The sequence below is a fragment of the Stomatobaculum sp. genome, from assembly GCF_057248925.1.
Genome location: NZ_DBHIHF010000032.1, coordinates 1 through 23,318, shown reverse-complemented (window position 1 = coordinate 23,318; position 23,318 = coordinate 1). Strand labels below are relative to the sequence as shown.

Below are 23,318 nucleotides of genomic sequence, written 5' to 3'. Positions count from 1 at the left end.
TAAAACCCTCCTTACTGTGACACTTTCGTGTCCAGTAAAGAGGGTACATATCAAAGTAGGATGAAGGCGTTAAGAGCGAGTTTTACGAAGATGGATGGCAGTAGTGTTTAAGAAAGAGAGATTTCCGCACTTTGGGAGCAACGGATTCATTCCGAATAAAAGAGGCGCGCCGGTTGGCGCGCCTCTTTTTATGCGAGCTTTAAGTCTCCGTCCTTCACGAGTCCCATGCGGCGCACCGCCATGTGGATGAACGGGCAGAGAATTGCGGGGAGGACCACAGCGACCAGCAGCATGCCGAGCCAGTCTGCGCCGGTAATCGCTGCCTTCTGTCCGGCTGCGACATCCTTGACCCAGCCGGTGTAGACGCCGAGCGGTCCCACAAGACCGCAGGTGCCCATGCCGGAGGCAACGGCCGCACCGTTCTGCTGGAGGTGAAACACACAGGTTGCAATGGGGCCGGTGATCATCGAGGTCACGCAGGGCGCAATCCAGACTTTCGGGTTTCTCACGATATTGCCCATCTGGAGCATTGAAGTGCCGATACCCTGGGAGACGAGGCCGCCGAAGCCGTTTTCCGGGTAGGAAATCACGGCGAAGCCGACCATCTGTGCGCAGCAGCCGGCAAAGGCCGCGCCGCCCGCGAGACCGGTTAAACCGAGCGCCGCGCAGATGGCTGCCGAGCTGATCGGCAGGGTCAGCGCGATGCCGACCACGAGCGAGACCAGGATGCCCATCAGGAAGGGCTGGAGTTCCGTTGCCCACATCACGAGGTCACCGACCTTCATAGCTGCCTTGCCGAGTGCCGGGGCGAGCAGGGCAGAGAAGAGGAGGCCCACCGCAATCGTGACGAGCGGCGTGACCAGAATGTCGACCCGGGTCTCCTTGGAGACTGCCTTGCCGGACTCGGCCGCGAGAATCGCGACAAAGAGCACAGCGAGCGGACCGCCCGCACCGCCGAGTGCATTCGAGGCAAAGCCGACGGTAATCAGCGAGAAGAGCACGAGGGGCGGGCAGCGGAGCGCCCAGCCGATTGCGGTTGCCATCGCGGGGCCCGACATCGCCGATGCGAGACCGCCGACCGTGTATTCGGTGCCTGCAATCGTTGCGACCGGAGAGGTCAGAAAAGCGAGGTGGAGCTGTGCGCCGATGGTGTTGATGATGGTGCCGATCAGGAGAGAACAGAAGAGTCCCTGTGCCATCGCGGCAAGCGCGTCAATGCCGTAACGCTTGGCCGAGATTTCGATGTCCTTTCGTTTCAGAAATGCTGCCAGTGCTTTCATACATCCTCCTTGAACTTTACTGGTGTCAAGACATATGTATAGTATACACTGACAAAACTGTCAAGCGGAAGCGCTATTTGCTTTTGGAATCCCGTTATTCGGAGAGGAGGATACCGGCGGCGCGGAGTTTTTCGGTGACGCGGCGGTAGGCGGCCTCGTCGGGGCAGAGAAGAGTGTGGAGGTGAATGCCGCTTGTCAGGAGAGAGAGAGGCTGGGCGGCGCACTCGGCGCTTCGCGTGAGGAAGGCATCGACCTCGTGGCGGGTTGAGAGTTGCAGCTGGCCGCGGAGCTCGCCGTAGAGCGGATGCTCGACCGACACGTCCGCAACCGTGCAGCCTTCATCGACCGCGATATAGAGCTCTTCCCGCATTGCAGCGGCGTCATGGCGGCAGGCGATGGTCTTTTTGAGCAGCGGTTGCCGCCGTGACGCCGCGAGCAGGTAGCCGCGGGAGGTCGCAATGATGTCCGCGCCGGAAGCGCGGAGCAGGGCAATATCGCCGACAATGCTCTGGCGACTCACATGGTACTTAGCTGCGAACGTCGTCGCACTGATCGGACGCTGACTGTTGGCGAGTGTGGACAGGATTTCTGCCCGTCTGACATCATTTTGCATCGCGCTACCTCCGGATAGACTGAATGGTCTCAGTATAGCAGACCGTGAGAAAATAATCATTTTTCAAGAAAGTGTTTAGTATCTTGCAATTCATCCCCGCCGCAAGCTAAAATGAGACAAAAGGAGGCAGGGTATGAGACGAAAAGCAATGGCGGTTTGTCTGCTCGGGGCGGTTCTTCTGGCAGGCTGCGGCGGCGGAGGCAGTGCAAAGGGGGTCAAGACCTTTACAGAACCGGGAACCGTGAACGGCGAGGTGACGTCCGCGAAGCGGAACGAGAGCACGGTGCTGATTAAAGCAGGCGGTGCGGCGCTCATCAACAATGCGGAACTCTCGCGGAAGTACGCCGGAAAGGCCGGCAAGGCAGATACCGCCGTGGTGCTCCTGGAGGCAGGCAAGGCGGTTGTTAAGAATTCGAATCTCACATCGGACGCGGCCGGGAGCGCGGGGATTCTGATCGGCGACACGGCAGAGGTAGAAATTGCGGACACGGCGCTCTCGACAGCCGGGGAGCAATCGCCGGGAATAGAGACGCGCGGAAGCGGCGCGCTCTACGCCTGGGACAATATGATAGGCACGACGGGAAACGATTCCGCGGCACTCTCTGTGGGCAAGGACGCCAGCATGACGCTCTCCGGCGGCACCTTTACGGCGACCGGCGAGCACGCCCCGGCGGTCAGCGCGGCCGGCAAGGGCTGGATCAACGCGGCGACTCTGACGGCGGGCAATGCGGAGGCACTCACCCTCGAGGACGGCGCCCAGCTCTCACTCTACGACTGTCATGTCTCCGGCAACATGCCGGAGCCGGGCGGCAATCAGAAGAATGCGGCGGTGATTCTGCGCCGCGCCGAAAACAGCGAGGCGAATGCGACGGCGCCGCAGCTCCTGCTCTCCGGCGGCACACTGCGCGCCCAGCGCGGCAATCTCTTCTATGTGGACGCCGCGGATGCGTCGATTGTGGTTAAGAATGTCACGCTCGCGGTCGATGTAGCGCAGGGCAATTTGTTGCTCGCCTCGAACGGCGCAAAGAGCAGTTTGAGCGCTTACGGCGAAATGATGGAGGGGCATCTGGTGAGCGAGGAGGATGCGAGCGCTGCGATTTACCTCCGCGATGTCACAAAGTTCACCGGAGACATTCAGCTGCTACCGGGACCCGGTAAGGCAGAGGCGCCCGGCATTGCCCTCTATATCGACGGCACTTCGATCTGGGTCGTGAACGGCAATTCGACGCTCCGCGCGCTCTACGCCGAGGGGCTGGTAAAGGACGACAAGGGACTCGATGTCACGATTCAGGGCGAGGACGGCACGGTCTACCAGAAGGGAAAATCCGCCTATACGGTGACCGTGACCGGCGAATACAAAACCAGCGCGGACTTCCGCGGCGCGGGGACAGCGGATGAGTTCGCGGCGCATGCGGCCGAGCGGCCGGAGAGCCTCCGGTAAGGAAGAATCAGAAGAACATGAAATCCCAGAAATTGCCGAGGCGGTCCTCAAAGATCTCGTAGGGCGTGCGCGCGAGGAGATCCTGTTCGGTTTCCTTTGCGAGGGGAATGTCGTCGGTGATGATGTAGTCGACCTCGCTGTCCAGGAAGCGGGACAGCCCGTTGCTGTCGTTGACGGTCCAGACGCCGATTTGCTTGCCTGCGGCGTGCGCTTCCGCAATGCGGGCGTTGCTCACACTCTCTTCCTCGAGGAGGAGAATGTCGCAGTTTAACTTCGGGAGATTGCCGACGCCGGCAAAGAAGAGAACGCCGGTGTCAAACTCCGGATAGTGGGTCTCCACATAGTTGATGACGCGGTAGGAGAGGGAGATAATCACGACCTCCGAAACCATATTTTTTTCGCGGACGATGCGCACGACATCGTCCGCCATTTTTTTGTCCGCGGTCACGCCTTTCAGCTCAATGAAGAGTTTTTCCTTGCCGCGGCAGGCGTCCAGAAGATCGCTGAGCGTTGCGACCGGATAGGGTTCTGCGGGAAAATGCGGGTCGGTCAGGGTGAGGCCTCTGACCTCGAGGAAGGTCATGGACTGGGGTGTCCGGTTCACACCGGCAAGACGCTTAAAGTTGTCATCGTGGTTGATGACGTAGTAGCCGTCCGAAGTCCGCTGCACATCGGTTTCCGAGCCGTAAGCACCCGCATTTTCCGCGGCGATGATGCCCGCGACCGAATTCTCCGGCGCGAGATAGCCGCCGGTGCGGTGCGCAATCAGTTTGGTGTGCTGCTCCCGCGCAAAGAGGGGCGCATAGAGGAAAGAGAGCACAAAGGAGAGCAGAGCCGTAAAGAACAAGGAGGCGCCCATCGCAGCGAGCAGGAGCGTGCGGCGCGGACTTTTGGGAAGCGGCCGCTCTTCGGGCGCCTGCTCCCGCGCGAGTATCAGAAAGAGTCTGGTAAAGCGAAGCAGAAAGTAGCTGCTGCAGAGCAGGGAAACCATGGAGAGCAGATAATTCCCGAGGAGCACAGCAAAGGCCGCGGCAAAGCGGTACAGGAGTTCGGCGCGACTTTCGGCGCTCAGGAGGAGGTCCGTGCCGGTGGTCAGTGTGGCTGCGCTGCGCAGCAGCTTTTCCTCTCGCGCGATCAAAACGAGGGCCGGCAGGAGTTTTAAGAGACCTTGCGCGAGCAGGCGGATGACGGCGAGAAACAGGAGCAAGGGCAAGAGCTCTTTTGCGATGCGAAGCCGGTTGGAGGTCACCAGTTCCGAGGAGCGGCGAAAGGCTGCGCCGGGTGTGCGGGACTCAAGAAGCGCCGCATGCAGGAAGAAAAGCATGCGGTAGCCGAGCCAGAAGAGAAACAGCATGAGAAGGAGATACAGCAGAAAGTAGAGCGGCGTCGTCTCGATGACTTCGGAGATAAAGTTCGGAATGTACAGTTTTTTTGTCAGGCTGATGTGAAAGCCAACGCCGGTGAGCGGCGTCAGGACGGCGAGATAAAAGAGAAACAGGAGGCCGCGCGGGGAGGCAAATTTCCGGAGCGAGCGGAGCCCGTCGAGAAGTGCCGTGCGGTAGCGGAGCTGCCTGCCGCTTAGCAGTGCGTTGCAGAGGAAAATCGGCGCGAGCAGTTCAAAGAGCAGGTAGAGCATGACGAGCAGGAAGAGCAGAACAAGTAGCACCGGCGCGCGCCACGAGGCGAGAAAGCGAAGGTAGTTCGAACTCGTCAGCGCGCCGCTCTTTGCCGTGAGTGCGCGGACAAAGCGCCACACGAGACGGCTCAGCGGAAAGAGAAACAGGGAGGCGAGCAGTTGAAACATCCAGAACTCCGGGAGCGCGGAGAGCGCAAAGCGGCGAAAGGATGTCGGATTTTTGACGGAAGAAGACATAAGTACTCCTTTTGCGGTGAAAATAAACGTAATCTTCATTGTAGCATGCTGCGCGGGACACGGCGGCATTTTTGTTGCTGTGCGGCGGGAAGACAATATTTTATGCCGTTATTCAAAGCAAACATACTACATTTTGGAAAAATGTGATAAAGTAGAATTGTATCGTATACAATACGTCCGGCAGAGGGCGTACAGGAACCGCAAGGGGAAAGAGTGAATATCATGGCAAAGGATAAGAGAAGAGTTGTACTGGTGGGCTGCGGCATGGTCGGTATGAGCTACGCCTATGCAATGCTGAATCAGCAGACCTGCGATGAGCTCGTCTTGATTGACTATGTAAAAGAGAAGGCGGAGGGTGAGGCGATGGACTTGAACCATGGCCTCGCGTTCTCGGGTTCGCACATGAAGATTTGGAACGGCACCTATGCCGACTGCAAGGAGGCGGATATCGTGACCATCTGCGCCGGTGTCGCGCAGAAGCCGGGCGAGAGCCGCATGGATTTGCTCGCACGCAATACCGCCATTTTCAAGTCGATTGTGGAGCCTGTCACAGACTCCGGTTTTAACGGTATCTTCCTGATTGCGACCAATCCGGTCGATGTGATGACCAAGGTGACCTGCGATCTCTCGGGCTTCAACCCGAAGCGCGTCATCGGCAGCGGCACCTCGCTCGACACCGCGCGTCTCCGCTATCTGGTCGGCAGCTATTTCAAGGTAGACCCGCGCAGCATTCACGGCTATGTGATGGGCGAGCACGGCGATTCCGAGTTTGTGCCGTGGAGCCAGGTCTGCATCGCAACGAAGCCGGTGCTCGATGTGATTGCGGAGTCGAACGGGGTCTACAAGAAGGAAGAGCTCGAAAAGATTGAGGTTGATGTGCGAACCGCAGCGGATAAGATCATCGCGGCGAAGAAGGCAACCTACTACGGCATCGGCATCGCGCTGACCCGCTTAACGAAGGCCATTCTCGGCGACGAGAGCTCGGTGCAGACCGTCTCGGTTTATCTCCGCGGCGAGTACAAGCAGAACGGCGTCTTTGCGGGTGTACCGGCGGTCATCAACGCGAGCGGCGTGCAGTCTGTGATTCAATGCCAGATCACCGAAGAAGAGCAGGATAAGTTCAACGCGTCCTGCAAGGAGCTGAAGGATAAGATTGCGGAAGCGGAGCGCGACCTGCATCACTGAACAAGAGAGTCCGGGGGCCTGTCGGCGACGACAGGCTCCTTTTCTGTTACAATAGCGGAGTGAGAGAAAGAAAGAGACGGCGGCGGCGCGCAGTCTCTTTTCGGGCGGGACGGCCTGAAACACGGGAGCGCTTGCGAAGGACAGGGGTCAAGTAATGTCGTCCGAAGCAGTCCTTCGAGAGAGACGCAGAGGCTTCTGAAGGCAAAAGCAAGGTGTGTAGGCGCGAAGCTTTCAGGGAGTTGGTTTGGAATGCCCGGAATCGGGAGAGAAAGGAGTAGCGGTGGAAGCGGGAAAGGTATATTTTGTCGGTGCAGGCCCGGGGGCGGAGGATCTTTTGACCCTGCGCGGCGCGGCACTTTTGGAGGAAGCGGATGTCGTGGTCTATGCGGGTTCCCTCGTGAATCCCGCACTCTTAAAGCGCTGTAAGACAGGGGCGGAGATTCACGACAGTGCGCGGCTTGACTTAAACGAGGTGTTGGACATCCTGATTCCGGCGGCAAAAGAAGGAAAGCGCGTGGTGCGCCTGCACACCGGGGACCCTTCTGTTTACGGCGCGCACCGGGAGCAAATGGATGCTCTCAAGGCGGCGGGGGTGCCCTTTGAGGTCTGCCCCGGTGTCTCCTCCTTCTTCGGTGCGGCGGCCTCGCTCGGTGCGGAGTACACGCTGCCCGGGGTCTCGCAGACGGTCATCCTGACCCGCGCGGCGGGGCGCACGCCGGTGCCGGAAAAGGAAAAACTATCGGCACTCGCGGCGCACGGTGCAAGTCTGGTATTATTTCTCTCGGCGGGGCGCGTTGCCGAGGCGGTGGAAGAGCTGCTTTTGGGCGGCTGCTATACGACAGAGACCCCGGCTGCCATTGTATACAAGGCTACCTGGCCGGACGAACGCATCATCCGCACCACGCTCGGCGAACTTGCAAGAGAAGCGGAAGCTGCCGGGATTCGCAAAACTGCACTGCTTTTCATCGGGGATTTCCTCGGTGAAACGTATGAAAACTCAAAGCTCTACGATCCGAGCTTTACGACTGAATTCAGAGAGGGGAAACAAGCATGAAACCATATACGATTGCGGTGGTCGGCATCGGCCCCGGGGACCGGGAGTCCATGACCTTAAAGGCGCTTCACACGATTGAAGCGGCCGATACCATTGTGGGCTACAGCACCTATTTAAAGCTGATCGAAGACTTATTGGAGGGAAAAGAGGTCGTTCAGAGCGGCATGACCGAGGAGATACAGCGCTGCGAAGAGGCGATTGCCCTTGCGCTTCAGGGAAAACAGGTAGCCGTGGTCTCCTCGGGCGATGCCGGGGTTTACGGCATGGCAAGCCTCATCCTAGAGCTCGCGGCGACACATAAGGAGCTCACGGTGGAGGTGGTGCCGGGCGTCACGGCGGCGCTCTCCGGCGCAGCCCTGCTCGGAAGCCCGCTGACCCTGGACTTTGCCTGCATCAGCCTCTCGGACCTTTTGGTACCCTGGGAGCAGATTGAGCGGCGGCTTAAGAGCCTCGCGGCTTCGGGCATGGCGGTGGTCATCTACAATCCGGGCAGCCGTAGCCGAAAGGACTGCCTCTCGCGGGCAGCGGAGATTTTCCTCGAGACGCGCAGGGCGGACACGCTCTGTGCGATTACACGGAATATCGGTCGCAAGGGTGAGAGCAAGGAGTTGCTGACACTCGGTGAACTTCGGGAGCGTGAGGTCGATATGCGGACCACGGTCTTTATCGGCGCGGAGGACAGCATAGAATTGAACGGCTATCTCCTGACGCCGCGCGGCTATGACAAAAAGAGGAAGGGCTAAAGTGGCGTTGCAAGGAAGCGAGACGGCTTTTTTTGAGGCGATTGCGCACATCTTGCCGCCGAATCGGACGGCGACGGATGTTGCGGCGAGCAAGTTTCTCTCGATTGCGATGCCGCTTCACGGGCTCGGTGTGCTCGAAGAGGATTTGATTCGCATTGCCGGGATTCAGGGGACTGCGGCGCTGCAACTCAAGCCGCGCAAGTTGTTTGTCTTCTGTGCGGACAACGGCGTGGTGAAGCAGGGCATCACCCAGACCGGGCAGGAGGTGACCGCAGCGGTCTGCGAGCACCTTGCCTACGGCGGCAGCACGGTGAACCACATGGCCGCGCTCGCGGACTGTGCGGTTGTCCCGGTCGATGTGGGCACTGCGGGAGAGCCGCGGGGGGAGGAAATCCTTCGGCGTAAGGTTCGAAGCGGAACGCGGGATTTCACGGAAGAGGCCGCAATGACACGGGAGGAGTGTATACAGGCGCTTTTCATCGGCATGGAACTTGCGGCCGAAGAGAAGCGGCGGGGAACGGCGCTTCTCCTCGCCGGAGAGATGGGAATCGGCAATACGACAACCAGCGCGGCACTTGCGGCTGCGCTGCTGGAACGAAATCCCGCAGAGCTCATAGGGCGCGGTGCGGGGCTCTCGGATGAGGGACTGGAACGCAAGCGGCGCGTGGTGGAAAAGGGGCTGGCGCTTCATCAAGACTTGCGCGGCGATGCGCTCGGGCTTCTGGCAGCGCTCGGCGGGCTTGACCTGGCAGCGCTCGCGGGGCTCATGCTCGGCGCGGCGCTCGAGAAAATTCCGCTGCTCCTCGACGGCATTATCACGGAGACAGCGGCACTTGCCGCGCTTTGCCTGGCACCGGGCGTCCGCGACTATCTCGTTGCGAGCCACTGTTCGGCGGATCCGCTCGCAGGCGCGCTTCTTTCGGAACTTGACTTAAAGCCCCTCATTTCGGCAGGCTTGCACCTCGGCGAGGGCACGGGGGCGGTCGCGGCGCTTCCGCTCCTTGATATGGCGGAGGCAGTGTACCGCGGGGCGGACAGCTTTACGGAGCTCGGCATTGCGGCTTACACGGAGCAGGGAGGGAAGCAATGAATTCCGCCTACGAACACGGCGGCGCCTGTTTTCCGCAGGGCGGCGTGCAGGCAGCCGGGATTACGGACTTTTCGGTGAACATCAACCCGCGCGGCATGCCGCCTGCGGTGGAGGAAGCGCTGCACCGCGCGGTCGCTGCCTGCATCCACTATCCGGACCCCTTTGCGAGCGGGCTTCGCGCGGCGCTTGCGAAGCGCTATGCCGTTAGCGAGACCCAGGTCTTTTGCGGAAACGGCGCGGCGGATGTGATTGAGCGGCTCGCGGAGGTGCTTAGGCCAAAGCGCGCCCTGCTCCTTGCCCCGAGTTTTTCGGAGTACGAGCGAGCGCTCACGCGCCGCGGCTGTCACTGTGACTTTCATGTGCTGCGCCGCGAAGAGGGCTTTCAACTCACGGCGCGCGTGCTCGATGACTTGCGGGAGGAGACAGAACTCTTTTGGCTCTGTCTCCCGAATAACCCGACCGGGCTGGTCCCCTCGGAGGAGCTCTTTCTTCGCATTCTGCGGCGCTGTGAGGAAAATCATATTACCCTCATTACCGACGAGTGCTTCTTTGGCTTTCTGAACCGGGACGATGCACCCTCACTCCGAAAGTATCTGCGCGGAGAGGGAGACATAGCGCGGCGCATCCTGCTCGGCGCGTTTACCAAGACTTTTGCGATGCCGGGCGTGCGGCTCGGCTACTGCGTGAGCTCGGACCCAGCGCTTTGCGCTTCACTCTTTGCGGCGGGACAGCCCTGGCCGGTCTCGGTGCTCGCGGAGGCGGCCGGGGAGGCGGCCCTTGCCTCCGGGGACTGGGAGAAGGAGAGCGCGGCGCTGCTTGCTGCTTGGCGGGCGGAACTCGCCGCGGGCTTGCGTGCTCTCGGGCTATGGGTCTCGGAGAGCGAGTGTAATTTTCTGCTCGTCTCGGACACAGAGCCGGACGCGGAAAAAAACGCGGCAAGACTTCGTTACGCTTCGGCGCGGGGACTCCCGCTTCGAGACTGCGCGAACTTTCGCGGACTTTCCGGGGGTTATTTTCGAACCGCGGTCAAGACGCCCGAAGAGAATCGGCGTCTTCTCTCGTCACTCGCTGCGTTTGAGAAGGAGGGCGAATGGCAAAGGCAATCATGATTCAAGGCACTTGCTCCAACGCGGGCAAGAGCCTTTTTGCGGCGGCGCTCTGCCGCGTCTTTCGGGAGGACGGCTACCGGGTGGCCCCCTTCAAATCGCAGAATATGGCGCTGAACTCCGCGGTCACGCCGGACGGGCTCGAAATCGGAAGAGCCCAGGCCATGCAGGCGGAGGCGGCCGGAATTGCGCCGGATGTGCGCATGAACCCCATACTCTTAAAGCCGAACTCGGACACGGGCTCCCAGCTGGTGCTCTGCGGAAAACCGGTCGGGGACTACAGTGCAATCGAATATCAGAAAAAGAAGAAGGAACTGCTCTCGGAAGTGCTGAAGGCCTATCATAGCCTCGCGGCCGAGCAGGATATCATTGTGATTGAGGGGGCGGGTTCCCCGGCGGAGATTAACCTCCGCGCGGACGACATTGTGAATATGGGTCTTGCCGAGGCGGTCGATGCCCCAGTCATCTTAATCGGTGATATAGACCGCGGCGGCGTGTTTGCCGCGCTCTACGGGACGGTAAAACTCCTCTCAGAGGCAGAGCAGGCGCGCATCAAGGGCTTGGTGATCAACAAGTTCCGCGGCGATATCAAAATCCTGGAGCCGGGCCTCAGACAGATTGAGGCGCTCACCGAAAAACCGGTGCTCGGGGTTCTTCCCTACCGCCATTTTGATTTGGAGGATGAGGATTCCCTTTCGGAACGGCTTCGGAAGACGGAGCGGGAGGCGGATGCCCTGCTTCGCATCGCGGTGATCCGCCTTCCGCGGCTCTCGAACTTCACGGATTTCGACCCGCTGCAGGCGGCGCCGGAGGTAGCGCTTAGCTATGTGAGCAGCCCGGCGGAAATCGGGGCTGTGGACCTCCTGATTTTGCCGGGCTCCAAGAGCACGCTGGATGACCTCGCGTGGTTAAAGGCACAGGGCTTTGCATCGTGTATTCGGGACTTTGCGGCTTCCGGCCGCCCGGTGCTCGGTATTTGCGGCGGCTACCAAATGCTCGGCGAAACACTGCGGGATAAAGAGAGCGGCGTAGAGGCGGCGGGACTTGGGCTCTTGCCGGTCGATACCGTGTTTTACGCAGCCAAGCAAACGGTCTGCGCAGCCGGAACAATTACGGCTTCGAGCGGCTTCTGGGCAGCCCTCGCAGGCGAGAAGCCGCGCGGCTATGAGATACACATGGGACAGAGCCGTATGAGAGACGGCGGAGAGCGCTTTCAGCAGCTTTGCGGGCGTGCGGACGGCTGCGTTGCGGGCGCGGTGTGCGGAAGCTATTTGCACGGTCTCTTTGACGAGCCGGGCGTCGCGGAGACGCTCCTTAAGGCGCTCGCGGCGCGAAAGGGACTTACTTATCCGCACAAGCTGAAAAGTCGCAGGGAGCGGCAGGAAGCGGGCTTCCGGCTTCTTTCGCAAACGCTTCGGGAACATGTTGACTTGCGGGAACTGTACCGCATCATGGGAGTGGAGAGATGAGCATAGAATTTTGGAAGCCGGAGGAAATCGAGGCAGAGAGCTTTCGGCGTATCAGCGAGGAACTCGGCGATCGCTGTTTTCCGGCCGGTGTTGACTTGGTCGTGAAGCGGGTCATACACACGACGGCGGACTTTTCGTTTGCGGACAGCCTGCTCTTTTCGGAAGACGTGGTCGAGCGGGGCAAGGAGGCGATACGGCAGGGCGCCTGCATTGTGACGGACACCAATATGGCGCTTGCCGGCATCAACAAGGCGAAGCTATCGGGCTTCGGCGCCTCTGCGCGCTGCTTCATGGCGGAGGCGGATGTGGCCGCCGAAGCAAAGGAGAGAGGCGTGACCCGCGCGACGGTCTCGATGGAGCGTGCGGCGGCGCTCTCTGCGGAGCGACCGCTGATCCTCGCAATCGGCAATGCGCCGACCGCGCTTGTAAAAATCAAGGAACTCATGGATGCCGGGCAACTGAAGCCCGCGCTTTTAATCGCAGCGCCGGTCGGCTTTGTCAATGTGGTCGAGGCAAAGGAACTCTTTGTCGGGAGCAGCACGCCGCATATCATTGCGCGCGGCCGTAAGGGCGGCTCGACCGTCGCGGCTGCTATCGTGAACGCGATTCTCTATCAGATCTGATCGCTTCCTTACAGCTCGCTGAGAGATTACTCAGGAAACCGAGACAGAAGCAGCGGAGACAAAGGTGACGGTAGAGGGACGGAAGACAAAGAATACAGCGGGACAAATCCGGGGAAGAAAGAGAAGGGAGAGTGAGATGAGCAAGATTTACGAGGCCGTCATGGGATTGGTGGTCGCGGATGCGCTCGGCGTTCCGGTCGAGTTTGAGCCGCGGGACAGCTATCTGGTGACGGAAATGACGGGCTACGGGACCTACCGGCAGCTGCCCGGCACCTGGTCGGATGACAGCTCCATGACGCTTGCGACCTTGGAGAGTTTTAAGCGCAAGGGCTGTGTGGATCCCGCCGATATCATGCAGAACTTTTTTCTCTGGCTCTTTGAGAACCGGTTCACGGCGCGGAACCATGTCTTTGATGTGGGCAATGCCTGCCGAAAGGCCATTTGGACCTACGGGCAGGGAGTCGCGCCCGAGAACTGCGGCGGAACGGGAGAGTGGGACAACGGAAACGGCGCGCTGATGCGCATGCTGCCGCTTGGCCTTTTACTCGAGGGGACGGACGAAGCAAAGGCAGCCGCTGTGCGCCGGGTCGCGGGACTCACCCACAACCACGTGATTTCGCACATCGGCTGCCTGATTTATGTGTTTGTCGCAGTGGAATTGCTTTGCGGAAACGAAAAGCGGGCGGCGCTTTCCTCTGCCTTAGAGCGCGCCGCGCGGATTTACGGACACGAGCCCGCCTGGCAGAACTATGTCCGTCTCCCGGAAATCGAGACCTTGAGCCGCGAGGAGATTAAGAGCAGCGGCTATGTCGTAGACACGCTGGAAGCAGCGCTCTGGTGCCTCTTACGGACAGAAAACTACCGCGACTGCGCCCTCCTCGCCGTAAACCTCGGAGATGATACAGACACCGTGGGTGCGGTGGCGGGCGGCCTTGCGGGGCTCATCTACGGCCTTGACGACGAAACAGGTATCCCAACGGAATGGATTGAAGTGATACCGCGGAAAGAGTGGATACGGGAGCTCTGCGAAGGCGTGGAGGCGATACGCTGCTAGGCGCTTCGGCGGTATTCTAGAATTCGTAATGCGTCCAAAGGCTGATGATTTTTACGGTATTGACTTCTTCGAGAACCTCGTAGACAAGACGATGTTTAACATTGATTCTCCGGGAATAAGCCCCCTGAAGATCCCCAATCAGCTTTTCGTAGGGCGGGGGTGTTTGGTAGGGATTTTCTCTTAGGATCTCGATCAGCGCCTTGGCTTTTGTATCCAATTTTGCCGACTTTAGCTTGGGAATATCGGCAGCGGCTTTTTTTGTATACACGATGGTATACATTACCAAGTGACCTCATCTTCCGACAGGCAGTCTTCCAAAGAGGTGTGCAGTCCCTCGATAATCTTCGCACGTTCTTTCGGGAGAGAAGAGAGATACAAGGTCTCCATCAGGCTGTTATAGTCTTCCTCGCTGATTAGGACAGCATTGCCTGCTTTGGTGCTGATATTCACAGGTTCGTTATAACGTATGGTCTGTTCCAGAAGTTCAAAGATGTTTTTTCTGAAGTTGGTAATATTTGTGTTCAGCATAACGACACCTCCTTGTGCGTACATGATAACGTACATATTTGGACGTGTCAAGAAGCTTGGAATGAGGAAGGCACAGAGAGAAAAGGCAAGAGAAAGGAGACAGAATGGCAGAAGAAAAGAAGATGGGACGTCCGACGGATAACCCGAAAGGCCGGCCTATCCATGTGCGGTTGGATGCCGAGGCGGACGCGATTTTGGAAGCGTACTGTGCCAAAGAGGGCGTGACACGGGCAGAGGCAATTCGGCGCGGTATTTACCTGTTGAACAAGCAGAACTGACTTAGGAAAAAGAGGGCGCAGCCGCGCCCTCTTTTTCGTGTGATGGTTCGTGTGATGAATGCTCCAAATCGAAGCACTTTTTGCATAGGATACAGCCGATATTTCGCCAATCGCGACAAAGAAAAAGCACGCATCTACGCCGTTTCCGACGTAAATACGTGCTTTCTATGAAGAGCTGATGACGGGAATCGGACCCGTGACCTCCGCACTACCAATGCGACGCACTACCGACTGTGCTACATCAGCCTCTTGCCATAAGGCTTGTATAGAATAGCACGGAGAGAAGTCATTGTCAATGAAAAGTTTTCTCGAGCCGATGTAAAAATAAGGAGGCCGAGAGAAGGTCCGCGGCGCCGCCGGGACTTACGTTTCGCTGCTTACAAGTTTCCTTGAGCTCGTAGAGCAGGTCTGTTCCCGACGGCGTAAAAGCGCCGCCGTGCGAGAGAATGTTGCGGCAGTCCGCGCGGAGGGTGAGCAGGGCGTCCTTCCCGCCGCGGTACAGCACATTGGTGTCGGAGACATGCAGGATGAGATGCAGGAGCACATTGAGGGCGCTTGCCTCTGCAGGCTGTCCCTCTGCCTCGTACTGCCGAAGCAGAGGCAGGGCAACACTGCGCAGCACCGGGAAGCCCTTGGCCGCCGCGCTGCGAACGCCACCAGCGCCGTCGCGGTGCAGCACCGCTTCGCCGTGGGCCTTTCCGACTTCCCCTGCCTTTAATTCGGCAAGCTCCTGCCGCAGAGTATCGCCGACCAGATTTTGCACCTCATCCAAAATGGCCTCGGCGCCGAGCTTGCCGCTTTTGGCGTAGAGGAGCCCTGCGCCTGCAGAGAGGAGTCCTAGGGTAAAGACAGCGCCCTTATGCGTGTTGACACCGCCGGTTGCATCGTACATCTCGTATTCGGCGCGTTTTCCGATTTCCCGGAGCAGCGGAAAGAGCGCGACTTCCGTTTTGCGAGCTGCGTTCGGCAAAGCGGGAAGCGTGAAGCAGCTTTGGTAACTTACGAGCGCCATTTCCCGGAGGAAGGGGCTGATTGCGGCGGTGCTCAGGATAAAGTCCTCGAATTTCATATCCGCGTGCGCACCGGCGTCGATGCGGTCCACAAGTCCCGGCTTCGGCGCGGCGTAGACTTCGTCGAGGAGGGAGAGTGCCGCATGGTTTTCGAGCGCGGAGAAGAAAGACGCGGAGAGCGGAAAGGCCTCGTGGAGCAGAGCTTCGCAACGGGAAAAGAGCGCCTCGACACTGTGGGCGCGGCTTCTCGCGCAGACTACGGCTGCCTCCTCGCAGAGCAGGCAGCGGCGGGGCGGCAGAGAAAAATCCTCGCGGGATAGTTTCCGTCCCGTAGAATCCAGCACGTCGATGTCAAAGAGCCGGGCGAGCGGCTCGCTGTCTTCGAGCGAAACGGCGAGGCGCTTCACAGCTTCGGGCGGTGCTCCGACCAGGCAAAGCCAGCTGTCCCCGCTCACGCGGCGCAGTTCGCGCGTCAGGAGGAGCGCGTAGTCCTCGCGTTGTAAGAGCGCCGTGAGCTGCTCTTTGCCGAAGAGAAAGCCGCTCCGAATGAGCGGCGTCTGCTTCACCGCGCCCGGAATATTCATGCCGAAGGAGAGAAGGGCGGTCGGCGCGGGAAAGGAAGCCGCCGCCGCGAGCATTTCGTTCTGCGCGAGGACGCGCTCATCGCGCGCCTGCATCATATCTTCGACGCTCACGGCGTAAGGGGTAAAATCGGACATGGAACTCCTTTCTCAGGAAGAAGCTTTGAGCGCTGCAAGTTCATTCCAATGGGCGGTTAACCATTCGCCTGTGACCGGGGGCACGAGAGACAGTACTTCCGGACAGACGCCTTTTTTTTCGAGCAGGGCGCGCACCCGGGAGGCGCTGATCGGCGTAGCCCCCAGTTCACGCCGCGGCAGTTCGTCGAGCAAAATACCGGCGGGCGGCAAAAGTTCCCGGAGCGCCCGATTATAGCAGGCTGTCGTCGGGTCCAGCGGTTCCGAGCCCACAAAGCGGACGGAAATGCCGAGCTTCGGGGCGAGGCAGCGCGCAAAGAGTGTCGCATCCAGTTCGCACTGGAGGGCGGCGGCATCCTCCCCCGCTTTTAGGAAATAGGTCGGGAAGGTGTTGCCGGAAATCATATAGGGGCCGCTCAAAAAGACATGTACATTCGGCAGGTCTTTGACGCCCTCTTTGACCAGCTGAAAGCGAACCTCGGTCGGGAAAAGAGAGCGGTTTTCTTCGACCACAAAGAGGCAGAGCAGGTCTACCTTTGCCGCAGCGTATTCCACGAGCGCGCGGTGGCCGAGCGTAAAGGGATTACAGTTCATCACAATCGCGCCGACCGTTTTTCCTTCGTGCGGCGGCAGGGCAGCGCGCACGCGCTCCGCATAGCGCTCGGGGCCGTCCGGGCGGTTTTCGAGCATCGCAAGCGCGCCCGTCTCCGCGAGCAGGCGAAGGCCGCAGGCAGAAAAGAGCAGCGCCTTTTCGCGCCGCGTGATCACAAAGAGATCAAAGTAGCCGCGCTGAAAGCGGTTTTCAATGAGAGCCGAGAGGAGGGTGCCGAGCGCATTCTGTCCGCGCAGTTCCTCGCTGACCGCAAAACACTTTAGGAGCGAAGCGGCGGCGCAGCCGCAGCCAACCAGAGTTTCGTCCGCGTCGAAGATGCCGTAGGCCGCATCGAGATCGGGCTCGCACTGCAAATTATTTTCCGCGAGAAAGGCGCGGAGCTTTTTCGACTCTGAGGGATAGGAGAGCAGAATCTCTCCGAGATGATAATTGTCTGTCATACAAGGTACTCGCTTCCGAAATCTGTTACCGTTTGCCGCTTCAGCATAGCACAGAGTAGGGAAAAACAAAACGCCGGGGCAGGCTCCCCGGCGTTTTGGAACCGGTTTCGGTTCCGACGCTGCCTGTTTATTTAGTCCGCAAACTGAAAGGGCTTAATCTCGCGAACCACATCCATGATGCTGCCGTCGCGCGCCTCGATGATACCGACCACGCGCTCTCCGAACTGCACGCGCTCCGGCTCGCCTGTCATCGCATAGGCAATGTCGCGGAGCTCTTCGATGCTCTTTAACGGGAGACCCGAATCCTTCAGCGCGTCCATTAAATCCTGCCGCTTCGGGTTAATCGCGATGCCGTAGTCGGTGATCACGACATCCACGTCCTCACCCGGCGTTGTGACCGTGGTCACGTCGGTGCAGACCGAGGGAATACGACCCTGCAGAATCGGCGTGATCACGATGGTGCACTTTGCGCCCGCCGCCGTGTCCGGGTGGCCGCCCTGCGCGCCGCTCACCACGCCGTTCGAGCCCACCACGACATTGCAGTTGAAGTGCACATCGACCTCGAGGGCCGCAAGAATCACGAAGTCGAGCTTGTTGACATAGGCACCCTTGTTAAACGGGTCCGCATACTCGCCCGCCGTGATGTAGTGGTGGTTCGGGTTGGTCGCCGCGCTCTGAATCGCGTACTCGTCAAAGTCCTGGGTGTCCACAAGCGTGCGCGCAAGCCCCTCTTCGAGAAGCTGGCACATCGGCTTCGTGATGCCGCCGACACCGAAGCTCATGTGGATGTTCCGCTCGCGCATCACATCCGCGAGCGAAATCGTGCTCGCAATCGAAGCGCCGCCGACACCGGTCTGGTAAGAGAAACCGTCCTTAAAGTAGGGCGTGCGCTTCACGACCTCGGTGCAGTAGCTTGCCATGAGGAGCTTTCTCTGGTCGGAGGTCGGCTTTGCCGCACCCGTCGCAATCTTTGAGGGATCGCCGATTTCATCGACCACGACCACATAGTCCACATAAATCTGGCTGATCTGATGCGGCCAGTTCGGGAAGGGAACCAGGCAGTCCGTGACCGCGACCACCTTGTCCGCATAGAGCGCATCCGGTGCGGAGTAGGAGAGCACGCCGCAGTTTGCCTTGCCGCCGTTTGCGTTTAAGTTGCCGTACTCGTCCGCGGTCGGCGCGCCGATGAAGGCGATGTCAATGTGGGTTTCGCCGGACTCAATCGCGCGGACGCGGCCGCCGTGGCTCCGCATGATTGCGAGCCCCTGAAGACGTCCCTCGGAGATGGCCTTGCCGATTTCGCCGCGCACACCCGAACTCTGAATGTTGGTGATGGTCCCGTCGTCGATCATGTAGACGATGGGGTTATTCTGACTGCCCATGGAGGAAGCGCAGATGGTAATGTTCTTAATGCCGAGCTTATGCACCTCTTCCATGACCATGTTGAGGACTTTGTCGCCCTCGCGGAAGTGGTGGTGGAAGCTCAGCGTCATGCCGTCCTTGATTTCGCACTTTAACAGTGCGTCTTTGATGGACGGGAGGAGTTTCGAGCCCTCGGAATTGATGACGGGCTTGACGCGCGCGCCGTCGTGGCGGTACTCTTTGCCGTCCATCGCATGGGAGCCGCGGAACACATCCTTTCCGGTCACCCGTAAAATCTCTTCCGGAATATCTCTGCCGACTGCATTTTTCATTTAGAGTTCCCCCTTGTACACGCCGGATGCCTTGGCGAGCGCAATGACACGCTGCGCGCCGTCGTAGAATGCAATGTCAATCATCTTGCCGTCCACTGTGAAGACGCCTATGCCTTCCTTCCGCTTGGAGTCGATCTCGCGGATCACCTTCTCGGAGAAAATGATCTCCTTCATGCTCGGCGTGAAGACTTCGTGGACAATCGGAATCTGGCGCGGGTTGATGATGGACTTGCCGTCAAAGCCCATGTCCTTAATCAGCATGACTTCTTTCCGGAAGCCCTCGAGATTGTCGAGGTCGGTCCAGACCGTGTCAAAGCACTGCACGCCCGCAGCGCGCGCTGCGATGATCATCAGCTGGCGCGCGCCCATGAGTTCCACGCCGGTGCCGGTGATCTTGGTCTGCAGATCCTTCGTGTAGTCGCCGCCCGAGAGCGCAATGCCGATCATGCGCTCGGAAGAGGTGCAGACCTCGTAGGCGTTCATGACGCCCTTTGCGGATTCGAGTGCCGCCATTAAGAGCGTGGAACCCTCCGGGCGCTCAAACTCGCGCTCTGCGGCAAGGACAGCGTCCTCGACCGCCTTGACCATCTTGGCGTCTTCGGTCTTCGGGATGCGGAGCACATCCACGCCGCCCGCGACCGAGCAGCGAATGTCTTCCTTCCAGTATTCGGTGTCAAGGCCGTTGATGCGCACCACGCGCTCGCAGCCGCGGTAGTCGACATTCTTTAGCGCCTGGTAGAGCGAAAAGCGCGCCGTGTCCTTTGCGGTCACGGCGACCGCATCCTCAAGGTCCAGCATCAGTGAGTCTGCACCGTAGAGATAGGGATCCTTGATTAAAGAGGGCTTCTGCGCATTCAAAAACATCATCGAGCGGCGCAGGCGCTTTTTATTCGGATGGCTCATCTGACCGCACCTCCCCAGGGAATGTTGTCGTACTGATCCACTGCACGGAACACGGCGCCCTCAATGCGTGCCTTAATCGTGCAGTCCAGTGCGCCCTTATCGACAATCGAGATTCTTACATTGTCGATGCCGAGATCCTTAAGGGTCTCGAGCGTCACCTTTTTGATCTGGTTTCCGAACTGGTGAATGACTGCGCTCTCCAGCGAAAAATCGACCTTGCCGTTGCCCGGTTCCACCGTGACCTGGCAATCGCTGGACTCGAGAGTGCCGGCGACCGCCGGCTTTTTGATCTCCATAGCTGCCTCCTTCTGCGTAACAAACAATTGTCTGAAATCATTGTAACTTTTGTTGGGTATGGACTTCAAGGTAATTATTGACTATGATGAGTATAGTGTTTTTATTATAAAAATAGCGTGAGGAAACAAGCGTGAACGAACGACAAATCAAATACATGCTCACCATATTCCGGGAGGGTAGCATCAGCCGCGCGGCCGAGGTGCTCTATGTCTCCCAGCCCTCGGTGAGCCAGATGGTGCGAAAGGTAGAGGAGGAACTGCGCGCGGAGCTCTTTGTGCGGCACACGAACCCCATGGTTCTGACCCCTGCCGGTGAGTGCTACATGCAGGCGGCCCGCGCCATTCAGAGCATACAGCAAAATCTGGAGCGCCAGCTCGAGGAGATACGCCTCGGGACGCGCGGCAGCATACGCCTCGGCATGCCCCTGCAGCGCTCTCTGGAACTCTTACCGGAGATCTTTCCGCGCTTTCACGCGCGCTATCCGGCCGTGAACTTAAAGCTGACGGAACTGGGATCGGATGCGCTCGAAACCATGCTCTTGAATCATCAACTGGATCTCGCCTGTCTCACGACCAGCGCAAAGACCAACGCGCTGAACTACATCCTCGTGAACCGCGAGGAACTGGTGCTGCTCGCCTCCAGAAATACGGCGCTCGCCGGACGCATGGAAGAGGGAAGGCCCATCGGCATACGAGAGGCCGAGGCAGAGTCCTTCATCAGCCTTCGCACCGGGCACTCGACTCGCATCACCCAGGACGGACTCTTCGCGGACGCGCACATCTCCCCCGACATCCTCTTCGAGACCGAGAGCATTGAAGTCGCGAAGCACGCGGTGGGGCCCTGTCAGGCCGTGTTCCTCTGTCCGAAGAACTACATCGATATCTCACCGGAACTCAAAAAGACCTGCGTGGTCTACCCGCTCATCGATGTGGAACAGGGGAGGCATTTCTATATCTGCCATAGGAAGGACCAGTACCTCACGCACTACATGGTCGAGCTGATTCGGCTCTTGAAGCCGGACTTTGCAATGCCGCGAACCGAGGAGCTCCCGGAGGCCTGAGCCATGTCCGTTACGCCGCATACGAAAAGAAAATGCTCTGCCAATCGGCAGAGCATTTTCTTATGCTTGAATGTTTGCTTCCTCGGATTTACGCCGGGATGATGCCGACCAGGATTGCGAAAATCATGCAGAGGAAGGAGAAGCCCCACACATAGAAGAAGCTTGCGCGGATGTGATCCTTGATGTCCACTTCTGCAAGACCCACGCCGAGCAGGGTCGCCGGAACCATGGGGCTTATGAAGGTTGCGCAGTTGCGGCAGACCGCCATGGAAATTGCAATCGGGAGCGCCGGAATGCCGAAGCCCTCGCCGATCGAAATCATGACCGGGAGCATACCGTAGAAGTAGCTGTCCGTATCGAACGCCAGCGCCAGCGGAACCGAGAGAATACCGATGACCAGCGGCAGGTGCGCGCCGAGTGCAGCCGGAAGAATCATGGTGATCAGAGAGGACATGCAACTCACAACGCTCGGAATCGCAACGTCGTCGACCTTGACAGTCTTCACGAGGATACCCATGAGGAGCGCAGCGCCCATCAGGGTGGTGCACATCATGAGAGCCGGAACCGCGTGGGAGTTAAGGATCTTCTTCTGGAGTTTGATGTCCGTGTAGTTCACGAGAATCGAGATGCCGACGCCGAGCATAAACGGAACATAACTCGGGAACACATCCCAGATCAGCAAGGCGATGACCGCAATCGTGAGGAGCATGTTAAAGAAGAAGAGCTTCGGGCGAGCCAGTTCGCCGAGCTGTCCCTCTTGGCCTGCCTCGACCTCGACCGCCTCTTCAGTCTGTGCAAGCTTGCCGTTCAGACCCGCGCCGCGCGCCTTCTCCTGAATACCGGTGAGAACCGCGTGTGCCAGTGCAAGGACTATACCGAAGACCTGAATCGGCAGCAGCTTATTCCAGAGCTGACCTGCCTCCATGCCGAGCACGGAAGCCGCGCGCATCGTGGGGCCTGCCCAGGGCATCAGGTTCAGGACACCCATCGCGAGAACCGTGATGCGGAGCAGCGAAGTTTTGCGCATGTGCATTTTCTTGTAGACCGGCAGCATGGCGGGGACTACAATCAGGAAGGTCGAAGCGCCGCCGCCGTCTAGGTGGCCGATGATTGCGATGATCGCGGTCATGACCGCGACACCGATGACATTGTCGCCGACCAGCTTCATGAGCTTGCCGATGATAACGTCGAAGAGGCCGGCATCCGTCATGATGCCGAAGAAGAGGACGGAGAAGACAAAGAGAGCAGCCGTGGGACCGGTACTCTTAAAGCCTTCTTTGATGAGAGACGCAACATCCTTAAACGTGTAGTAGCCGCCGAACACCAGAATCAGTGCGAGTATCGACGGGAAGAGGATGAAAGCGATGCTCGGAAGGGTTTTACTCTTAAAGAGTGTGACGACAATCGCAATGATGGTCAAAAACCCGAGTATGCCTACGGTTACTTGGTTCATACTGCATGTACCCCCTTAGTCCAAATTTGGCAGTAATATATAAAAGGAATATACTGAAAATACGGAAAATTTACAAATATCATTTCAAGGGTAAATTTATAATCTTCTTCTTATGGTCGCACATTGTATGCAAAATAACGAAAAATACAGGTCGTTCGGACAGGAGGTAGCGGTTTGTCTGAGAGAAACGAAGGTGCGGCGCTCTGCGTGCGGGATGCGGCGCTGGTGCGCGGGAACACGGAAATCTTTCGCGATGTGAACCTATCGGTTGAGCCGGGGGAGCTGCTTGCGCTCCTTGGTCCCTCCGGCGCAGGAAAGACCAGCCTGCTTCGCGCGATTGCGGGCTTTTTACCGCTCGCGGCGGGTGAAATCCGTTTTGACGGTGTGCGAATGAACGAGTGCCCGGTCGAAGAGAGACAGCTCGGCATGGTCTTTCAGGAGCACCGCCTGTTTCCGGCGCTCACGGTCTATCGGAATCTGGAAATCTGTCTGACCGGGACTGTGACAGCGCGTGTCACAGCGGCAGAGGCAGCGGCGCGCATTGCGGAACTTCTGCCCGCGCTCGGACTCACCGGCCTCGAGGCGCGCTTTCCGGCAGAGCTCTCCGGCGGACAGCAGCGCCGCGTGGCACTGGCCCGCGCCCTTTTGGTGCGCCCGCGGCTCTTGCTGCTCGATGAGCCCTTTACCGGTCTCGACGCGCCACTTCGCCGGGAACTCACGGAACTTCTCCGTTGGGAACAGCGCTCGCGCGGTCTCACGACGGTGTTTGTGACCCACGACGAGGAGGATGCGGCG

The 23,318-nt window shown here is 59.1% G+C and carries 23 protein-coding genes and 1 tRNA gene; 12 read left to right on the top strand and 12 right to left on the bottom strand.

The window, feature by feature from the left end:
* Positions 1-188 precede the first annotated feature (188 nt).
* The gene (locus ACO4XG_RS10140) at positions 189-1,280 is read right to left on the bottom strand and encodes a PTS sugar transporter subunit IIC (protein WP_308509541.1); all 1,092 of its coding nucleotides are present in this window, start codon (positions 1,278-1,280) and stop codon (positions 189-191) included.
* Positions 1,281-1,374: 94 nt separating this feature from the next.
* Positions 1,375-1,893, bottom strand: coding sequence for a transcription repressor NadR (locus ACO4XG_RS10135; protein ID WP_308509540.1), 519 nt, complete (start codon positions 1,891-1,893; stop codon positions 1,375-1,377).
* A 133-nt stretch (positions 1,894-2,026) separates the two neighbouring features.
* Between ACO4XG_RS10135 and ACO4XG_RS10130 the strand changes: the two genes are divergently transcribed.
* The gene (locus tag ACO4XG_RS10130; protein ID WP_308509539.1) at positions 2,027-3,334 is read left to right on the top strand and encodes a hypothetical protein; all 1,308 of its coding nucleotides are present in this window, start codon (positions 2,027-2,029) and stop codon (positions 3,332-3,334) included.
* 7 nt (positions 3,335-3,341) lie between these two features.
* Here ACO4XG_RS10130 and ACO4XG_RS10125 read toward each other — a convergent pair whose 3' ends face one another.
* Complete coding sequence (locus ACO4XG_RS10125) at positions 3,342-5,207, bottom strand: glycerophosphoryl diester phosphodiesterase membrane domain-containing protein (RefSeq protein ID WP_308509538.1); 1,866 nt, start codon at positions 5,205-5,207, stop codon at positions 3,342-3,344.
* Between the two features lie 222 nt (positions 5,208-5,429).
* On the opposite strand from ACO4XG_RS10125, the gene ACO4XG_RS10120 reads away from it, so the two are divergent.
* The 8 genes from ACO4XG_RS10120 to ACO4XG_RS10085 all read left to right on the top strand — a co-directional run bounded on the left by ACO4XG_RS10120 (position 5,430) and on the right by ACO4XG_RS10085 (position 13,531).
* On the top strand, positions 5,430-6,392 hold the full coding sequence (locus tag ACO4XG_RS10120; RefSeq protein WP_308509537.1) for an L-lactate dehydrogenase: 963 nt from the start codon (positions 5,430-5,432) through the stop codon (positions 6,390-6,392).
* A gap of 280 nt (positions 6,393-6,672) precedes the next feature.
* Complete coding sequence (gene cobM, locus ACO4XG_RS10115; protein ID WP_308509536.1) at positions 6,673-7,446, top strand: precorrin-4 C(11)-methyltransferase; 774 nt, start codon at positions 6,673-6,675, stop codon at positions 7,444-7,446.
* On the top strand, positions 7,443-8,189 hold the full coding sequence (gene cobJ, locus ACO4XG_RS10110; RefSeq protein WP_308509535.1) for a precorrin-3B C(17)-methyltransferase: 747 nt from the start codon (positions 7,443-7,445) through the stop codon (positions 8,187-8,189). The genes cobM and cobJ overlap by 4 nt, the downstream gene beginning before the upstream one ends.
* A 1-nt stretch (position 8,190) precedes the next feature.
* Positions 8,191-9,279 carry a nicotinate-nucleotide--dimethylbenzimidazole phosphoribosyltransferase gene (cobT, locus tag ACO4XG_RS10105; protein WP_308509534.1) on the top strand — a complete coding sequence of 363 codons (1,089 nt, stop codon included), beginning with the start codon at positions 8,191-8,193 and terminating at the stop codon, positions 9,277-9,279.
* Positions 9,276-10,388 (top strand): pyridoxal phosphate-dependent aminotransferase, encoded by a 1,113-nt coding sequence (locus ACO4XG_RS10100; RefSeq protein WP_308509533.1) that lies wholly within the window; start codon positions 9,276-9,278, stop codon positions 10,386-10,388. Before cobT ends, ACO4XG_RS10100 begins: the two co-directional genes overlap by 4 nt.
* A complete protein-coding gene (locus tag ACO4XG_RS10095; RefSeq protein ID WP_308509532.1) occupies positions 10,370-11,854 on the top strand; it encodes a cobyric acid synthase in 1,485 nt (494 codons plus the stop codon). Before ACO4XG_RS10100 ends, ACO4XG_RS10095 begins: the two co-directional genes overlap by 19 nt.
* The gene (locus ACO4XG_RS10090) at positions 11,851-12,477 is read left to right on the top strand and encodes a precorrin-8X methylmutase (protein ID WP_308509531.1); all 627 of its coding nucleotides are present in this window, start codon (positions 11,851-11,853) and stop codon (positions 12,475-12,477) included. The genes ACO4XG_RS10095 and ACO4XG_RS10090 overlap by 4 nt, the downstream gene beginning before the upstream one ends.
* 136 nt (positions 12,478-12,613) lie before the next feature.
* Positions 12,614-13,531, top strand: a complete 918-nt coding sequence (locus ACO4XG_RS10085) for an ADP-ribosylglycohydrolase family protein (protein ID WP_308509530.1) — start codon at positions 12,614-12,616, stop codon at positions 13,529-13,531.
* Between the two features lie 16 nt (positions 13,532-13,547).
* On the opposite strand, the gene ACO4XG_RS10080 is transcribed toward ACO4XG_RS10085, so the two are convergent.
* Both ACO4XG_RS10080 and ACO4XG_RS10075 read right to left on the bottom strand, forming a co-directional pair.
* Positions 13,548-13,811 (bottom strand): Txe/YoeB family addiction module toxin, encoded by a 264-nt coding sequence (locus ACO4XG_RS10080; protein ID WP_308509529.1) that lies wholly within the window; start codon positions 13,809-13,811, stop codon positions 13,548-13,550.
* Positions 13,811-14,059 carry a type II toxin-antitoxin system Phd/YefM family antitoxin gene (locus ACO4XG_RS10075; RefSeq protein WP_009532725.1) on the bottom strand — a complete coding sequence of 83 codons (249 nt, stop codon included), beginning with the start codon at positions 14,057-14,059 and terminating at the stop codon, positions 13,811-13,813. The genes ACO4XG_RS10080 and ACO4XG_RS10075 overlap by 1 nt, the downstream gene beginning before the upstream one ends.
* A gap of 104 nt (positions 14,060-14,163) precedes the next feature.
* On the opposite strand from ACO4XG_RS10075, the gene ACO4XG_RS10070 reads away from it, so the two are divergent.
* Positions 14,164-14,337, top strand: coding sequence for a ribbon-helix-helix protein, CopG family (locus ACO4XG_RS10070; RefSeq protein ID WP_308509528.1), 174 nt, complete (start codon positions 14,164-14,166; stop codon positions 14,335-14,337).
* A gap of 173 nt (positions 14,338-14,510) precedes the next feature.
* Here ACO4XG_RS10070 and ACO4XG_RS10065 read toward each other — a convergent pair.
* The 6 genes from ACO4XG_RS10065 to citD all read right to left on the bottom strand — a co-directional run bounded on the left by ACO4XG_RS10065 (position 14,511) and on the right by citD (position 20,009).
* Positions 14,511-14,583: transfer RNA gene (locus ACO4XG_RS10065), tRNA-Thr, on the bottom strand.
* A 46-nt stretch (positions 14,584-14,629) separates the two neighbouring features.
* Positions 14,630-16,066 carry a citrate lyase holo-[acyl-carrier protein] synthase gene (citX, locus tag ACO4XG_RS10060; protein ID WP_308509527.1) on the bottom strand — a complete coding sequence of 479 codons (1,437 nt, stop codon included), beginning with the start codon at positions 16,064-16,066 and terminating at the stop codon, positions 14,630-14,632.
* 12 nt (positions 16,067-16,078) lie between these two features.
* Positions 16,079-17,116, bottom strand: coding sequence for a [citrate (pro-3S)-lyase] ligase (locus tag ACO4XG_RS10055; RefSeq protein ID WP_308509526.1), 1,038 nt, complete (start codon positions 17,114-17,116; stop codon positions 16,079-16,081).
* A gap of 131 nt (positions 17,117-17,247) precedes the next feature.
* Entirely contained in the window at positions 17,248-18,810 is a 1,563-nt protein-coding gene (citF, locus tag ACO4XG_RS10050) for a citrate lyase subunit alpha (RefSeq protein ID WP_308509525.1), read from the bottom strand.
* Entirely contained in the window at positions 18,811-19,713 is a 903-nt protein-coding gene (locus ACO4XG_RS10045) for an aldolase/citrate lyase family protein (RefSeq protein ID WP_308509524.1), read from the bottom strand.
* Complete coding sequence (gene citD, locus ACO4XG_RS10040) at positions 19,710-20,009, bottom strand: citrate lyase acyl carrier protein (RefSeq protein ID WP_304946467.1); 300 nt, start codon at positions 20,007-20,009, stop codon at positions 19,710-19,712. Before citD ends, ACO4XG_RS10045 begins: the two co-directional genes overlap by 4 nt.
* A 131-nt stretch (positions 20,010-20,140) precedes the next feature.
* On the opposite strand from citD, the gene ACO4XG_RS10035 reads away from it, so the two are divergent.
* Complete coding sequence (locus ACO4XG_RS10035) at positions 20,141-21,070, top strand: LysR family transcriptional regulator (RefSeq protein WP_308509523.1); 930 nt, start codon at positions 20,141-20,143, stop codon at positions 21,068-21,070.
* Between the two features lie 88 nt (positions 21,071-21,158).
* Here the strand turns inward: ACO4XG_RS10035 and ACO4XG_RS10030 are convergent, their stop codons facing one another.
* Positions 21,159-22,523 carry a CitMHS family transporter gene (locus tag ACO4XG_RS10030; protein WP_308509522.1) on the bottom strand — a complete coding sequence of 455 codons (1,365 nt, stop codon included), beginning with the start codon at positions 22,521-22,523 and terminating at the stop codon, positions 21,159-21,161.
* Between the two features lie 174 nt (positions 22,524-22,697).
* Here ACO4XG_RS10030 and ACO4XG_RS10025 point away from each other — a divergent pair.
* The coding region (locus ACO4XG_RS10025; RefSeq protein WP_485129705.1) for an ATP-binding cassette domain-containing protein at positions 22,698-23,318 on the top strand (621 nt) is incomplete at its 3' end.

Coding starts and splice junctions, on each gene's coding strand:
- ACO4XG_RS10140 (WP_308509541.1), bottom strand. CDS start 1,280: ATGAAAGCACTGGCAGCATTTCTGAAACGAAAGGACATCGAAATCTCG.
- ACO4XG_RS10135 (WP_308509540.1), bottom strand. CDS start 1,893: ATGCAAAATGATGTCAGACGGGCAGAAATCCTGTCCACACTCGCCAAC.
- ACO4XG_RS10130 (WP_308509539.1), top strand. CDS start 2,027: ATGAGACGAAAAGCAATGGCGGTTTGTCTGCTCGGGGCGGTTCTTCTG.
- ACO4XG_RS10125 (WP_308509538.1), bottom strand. CDS start 5,207: ATGTCTTCTTCCGTCAAAAATCCGACATCCTTTCGCCGCTTTGCGCTC.
- ACO4XG_RS10120 (WP_308509537.1), top strand. CDS start 5,430: ATGGCAAAGGATAAGAGAAGAGTTGTACTGGTGGGCTGCGGCATGGTC.
- cobJ (WP_308509535.1), top strand. CDS start 7,443: ATGAAACCATATACGATTGCGGTGGTCGGCATCGGCCCCGGGGACCGG.
- ACO4XG_RS10100 (WP_308509533.1), top strand. CDS start 9,276: ATGAATTCCGCCTACGAACACGGCGGCGCCTGTTTTCCGCAGGGCGGC.
- ACO4XG_RS10095 (WP_308509532.1), top strand. CDS start 10,370: ATGGCAAAGGCAATCATGATTCAAGGCACTTGCTCCAACGCGGGCAAG.
- ACO4XG_RS10090 (WP_308509531.1), top strand. CDS start 11,851: ATGAGCATAGAATTTTGGAAGCCGGAGGAAATCGAGGCAGAGAGCTTT.
- ACO4XG_RS10085 (WP_308509530.1), top strand. CDS start 12,614: ATGAGCAAGATTTACGAGGCCGTCATGGGATTGGTGGTCGCGGATGCG.
- ACO4XG_RS10080 (WP_308509529.1), bottom strand. CDS start 13,811: ATGTATACCATCGTGTATACAAAAAAAGCCGCTGCCGATATTCCCAAG.
- ACO4XG_RS10075 (WP_009532725.1), bottom strand. CDS start 14,059: ATGCTGAACACAAATATTACCAACTTCAGAAAAAACATCTTTGAACTT.
- ACO4XG_RS10070 (WP_308509528.1), top strand. CDS start 14,164: ATGGCAGAAGAAAAGAAGATGGGACGTCCGACGGATAACCCGAAAGGC.
- citX (WP_308509527.1), bottom strand. CDS start 16,066: ATGTCCGATTTTACCCCTTACGCCGTGAGCGTCGAAGATATGATGCAG.
- ACO4XG_RS10055 (WP_308509526.1), bottom strand. CDS start 17,116: ATGACAGACAATTATCATCTCGGAGAGATTCTGCTCTCCTATCCCTCA.
- citF (WP_308509525.1), bottom strand. CDS start 18,810: ATGAAAAATGCAGTCGGCAGAGATATTCCGGAAGAGATTTTACGGGTG.
- ACO4XG_RS10045 (WP_308509524.1), bottom strand. CDS start 19,713: ATGAGCCATCCGAATAAAAAGCGCCTGCGCCGCTCGATGATGTTTTTG.
- citD (WP_304946467.1), bottom strand. CDS start 20,009: ATGGAGATCAAAAAGCCGGCGGTCGCCGGCACTCTCGAGTCCAGCGAT.
- ACO4XG_RS10030 (WP_308509522.1), bottom strand. CDS start 22,523: ATGAACCAAGTAACCGTAGGCATACTCGGGTTTTTGACCATCATTGCG.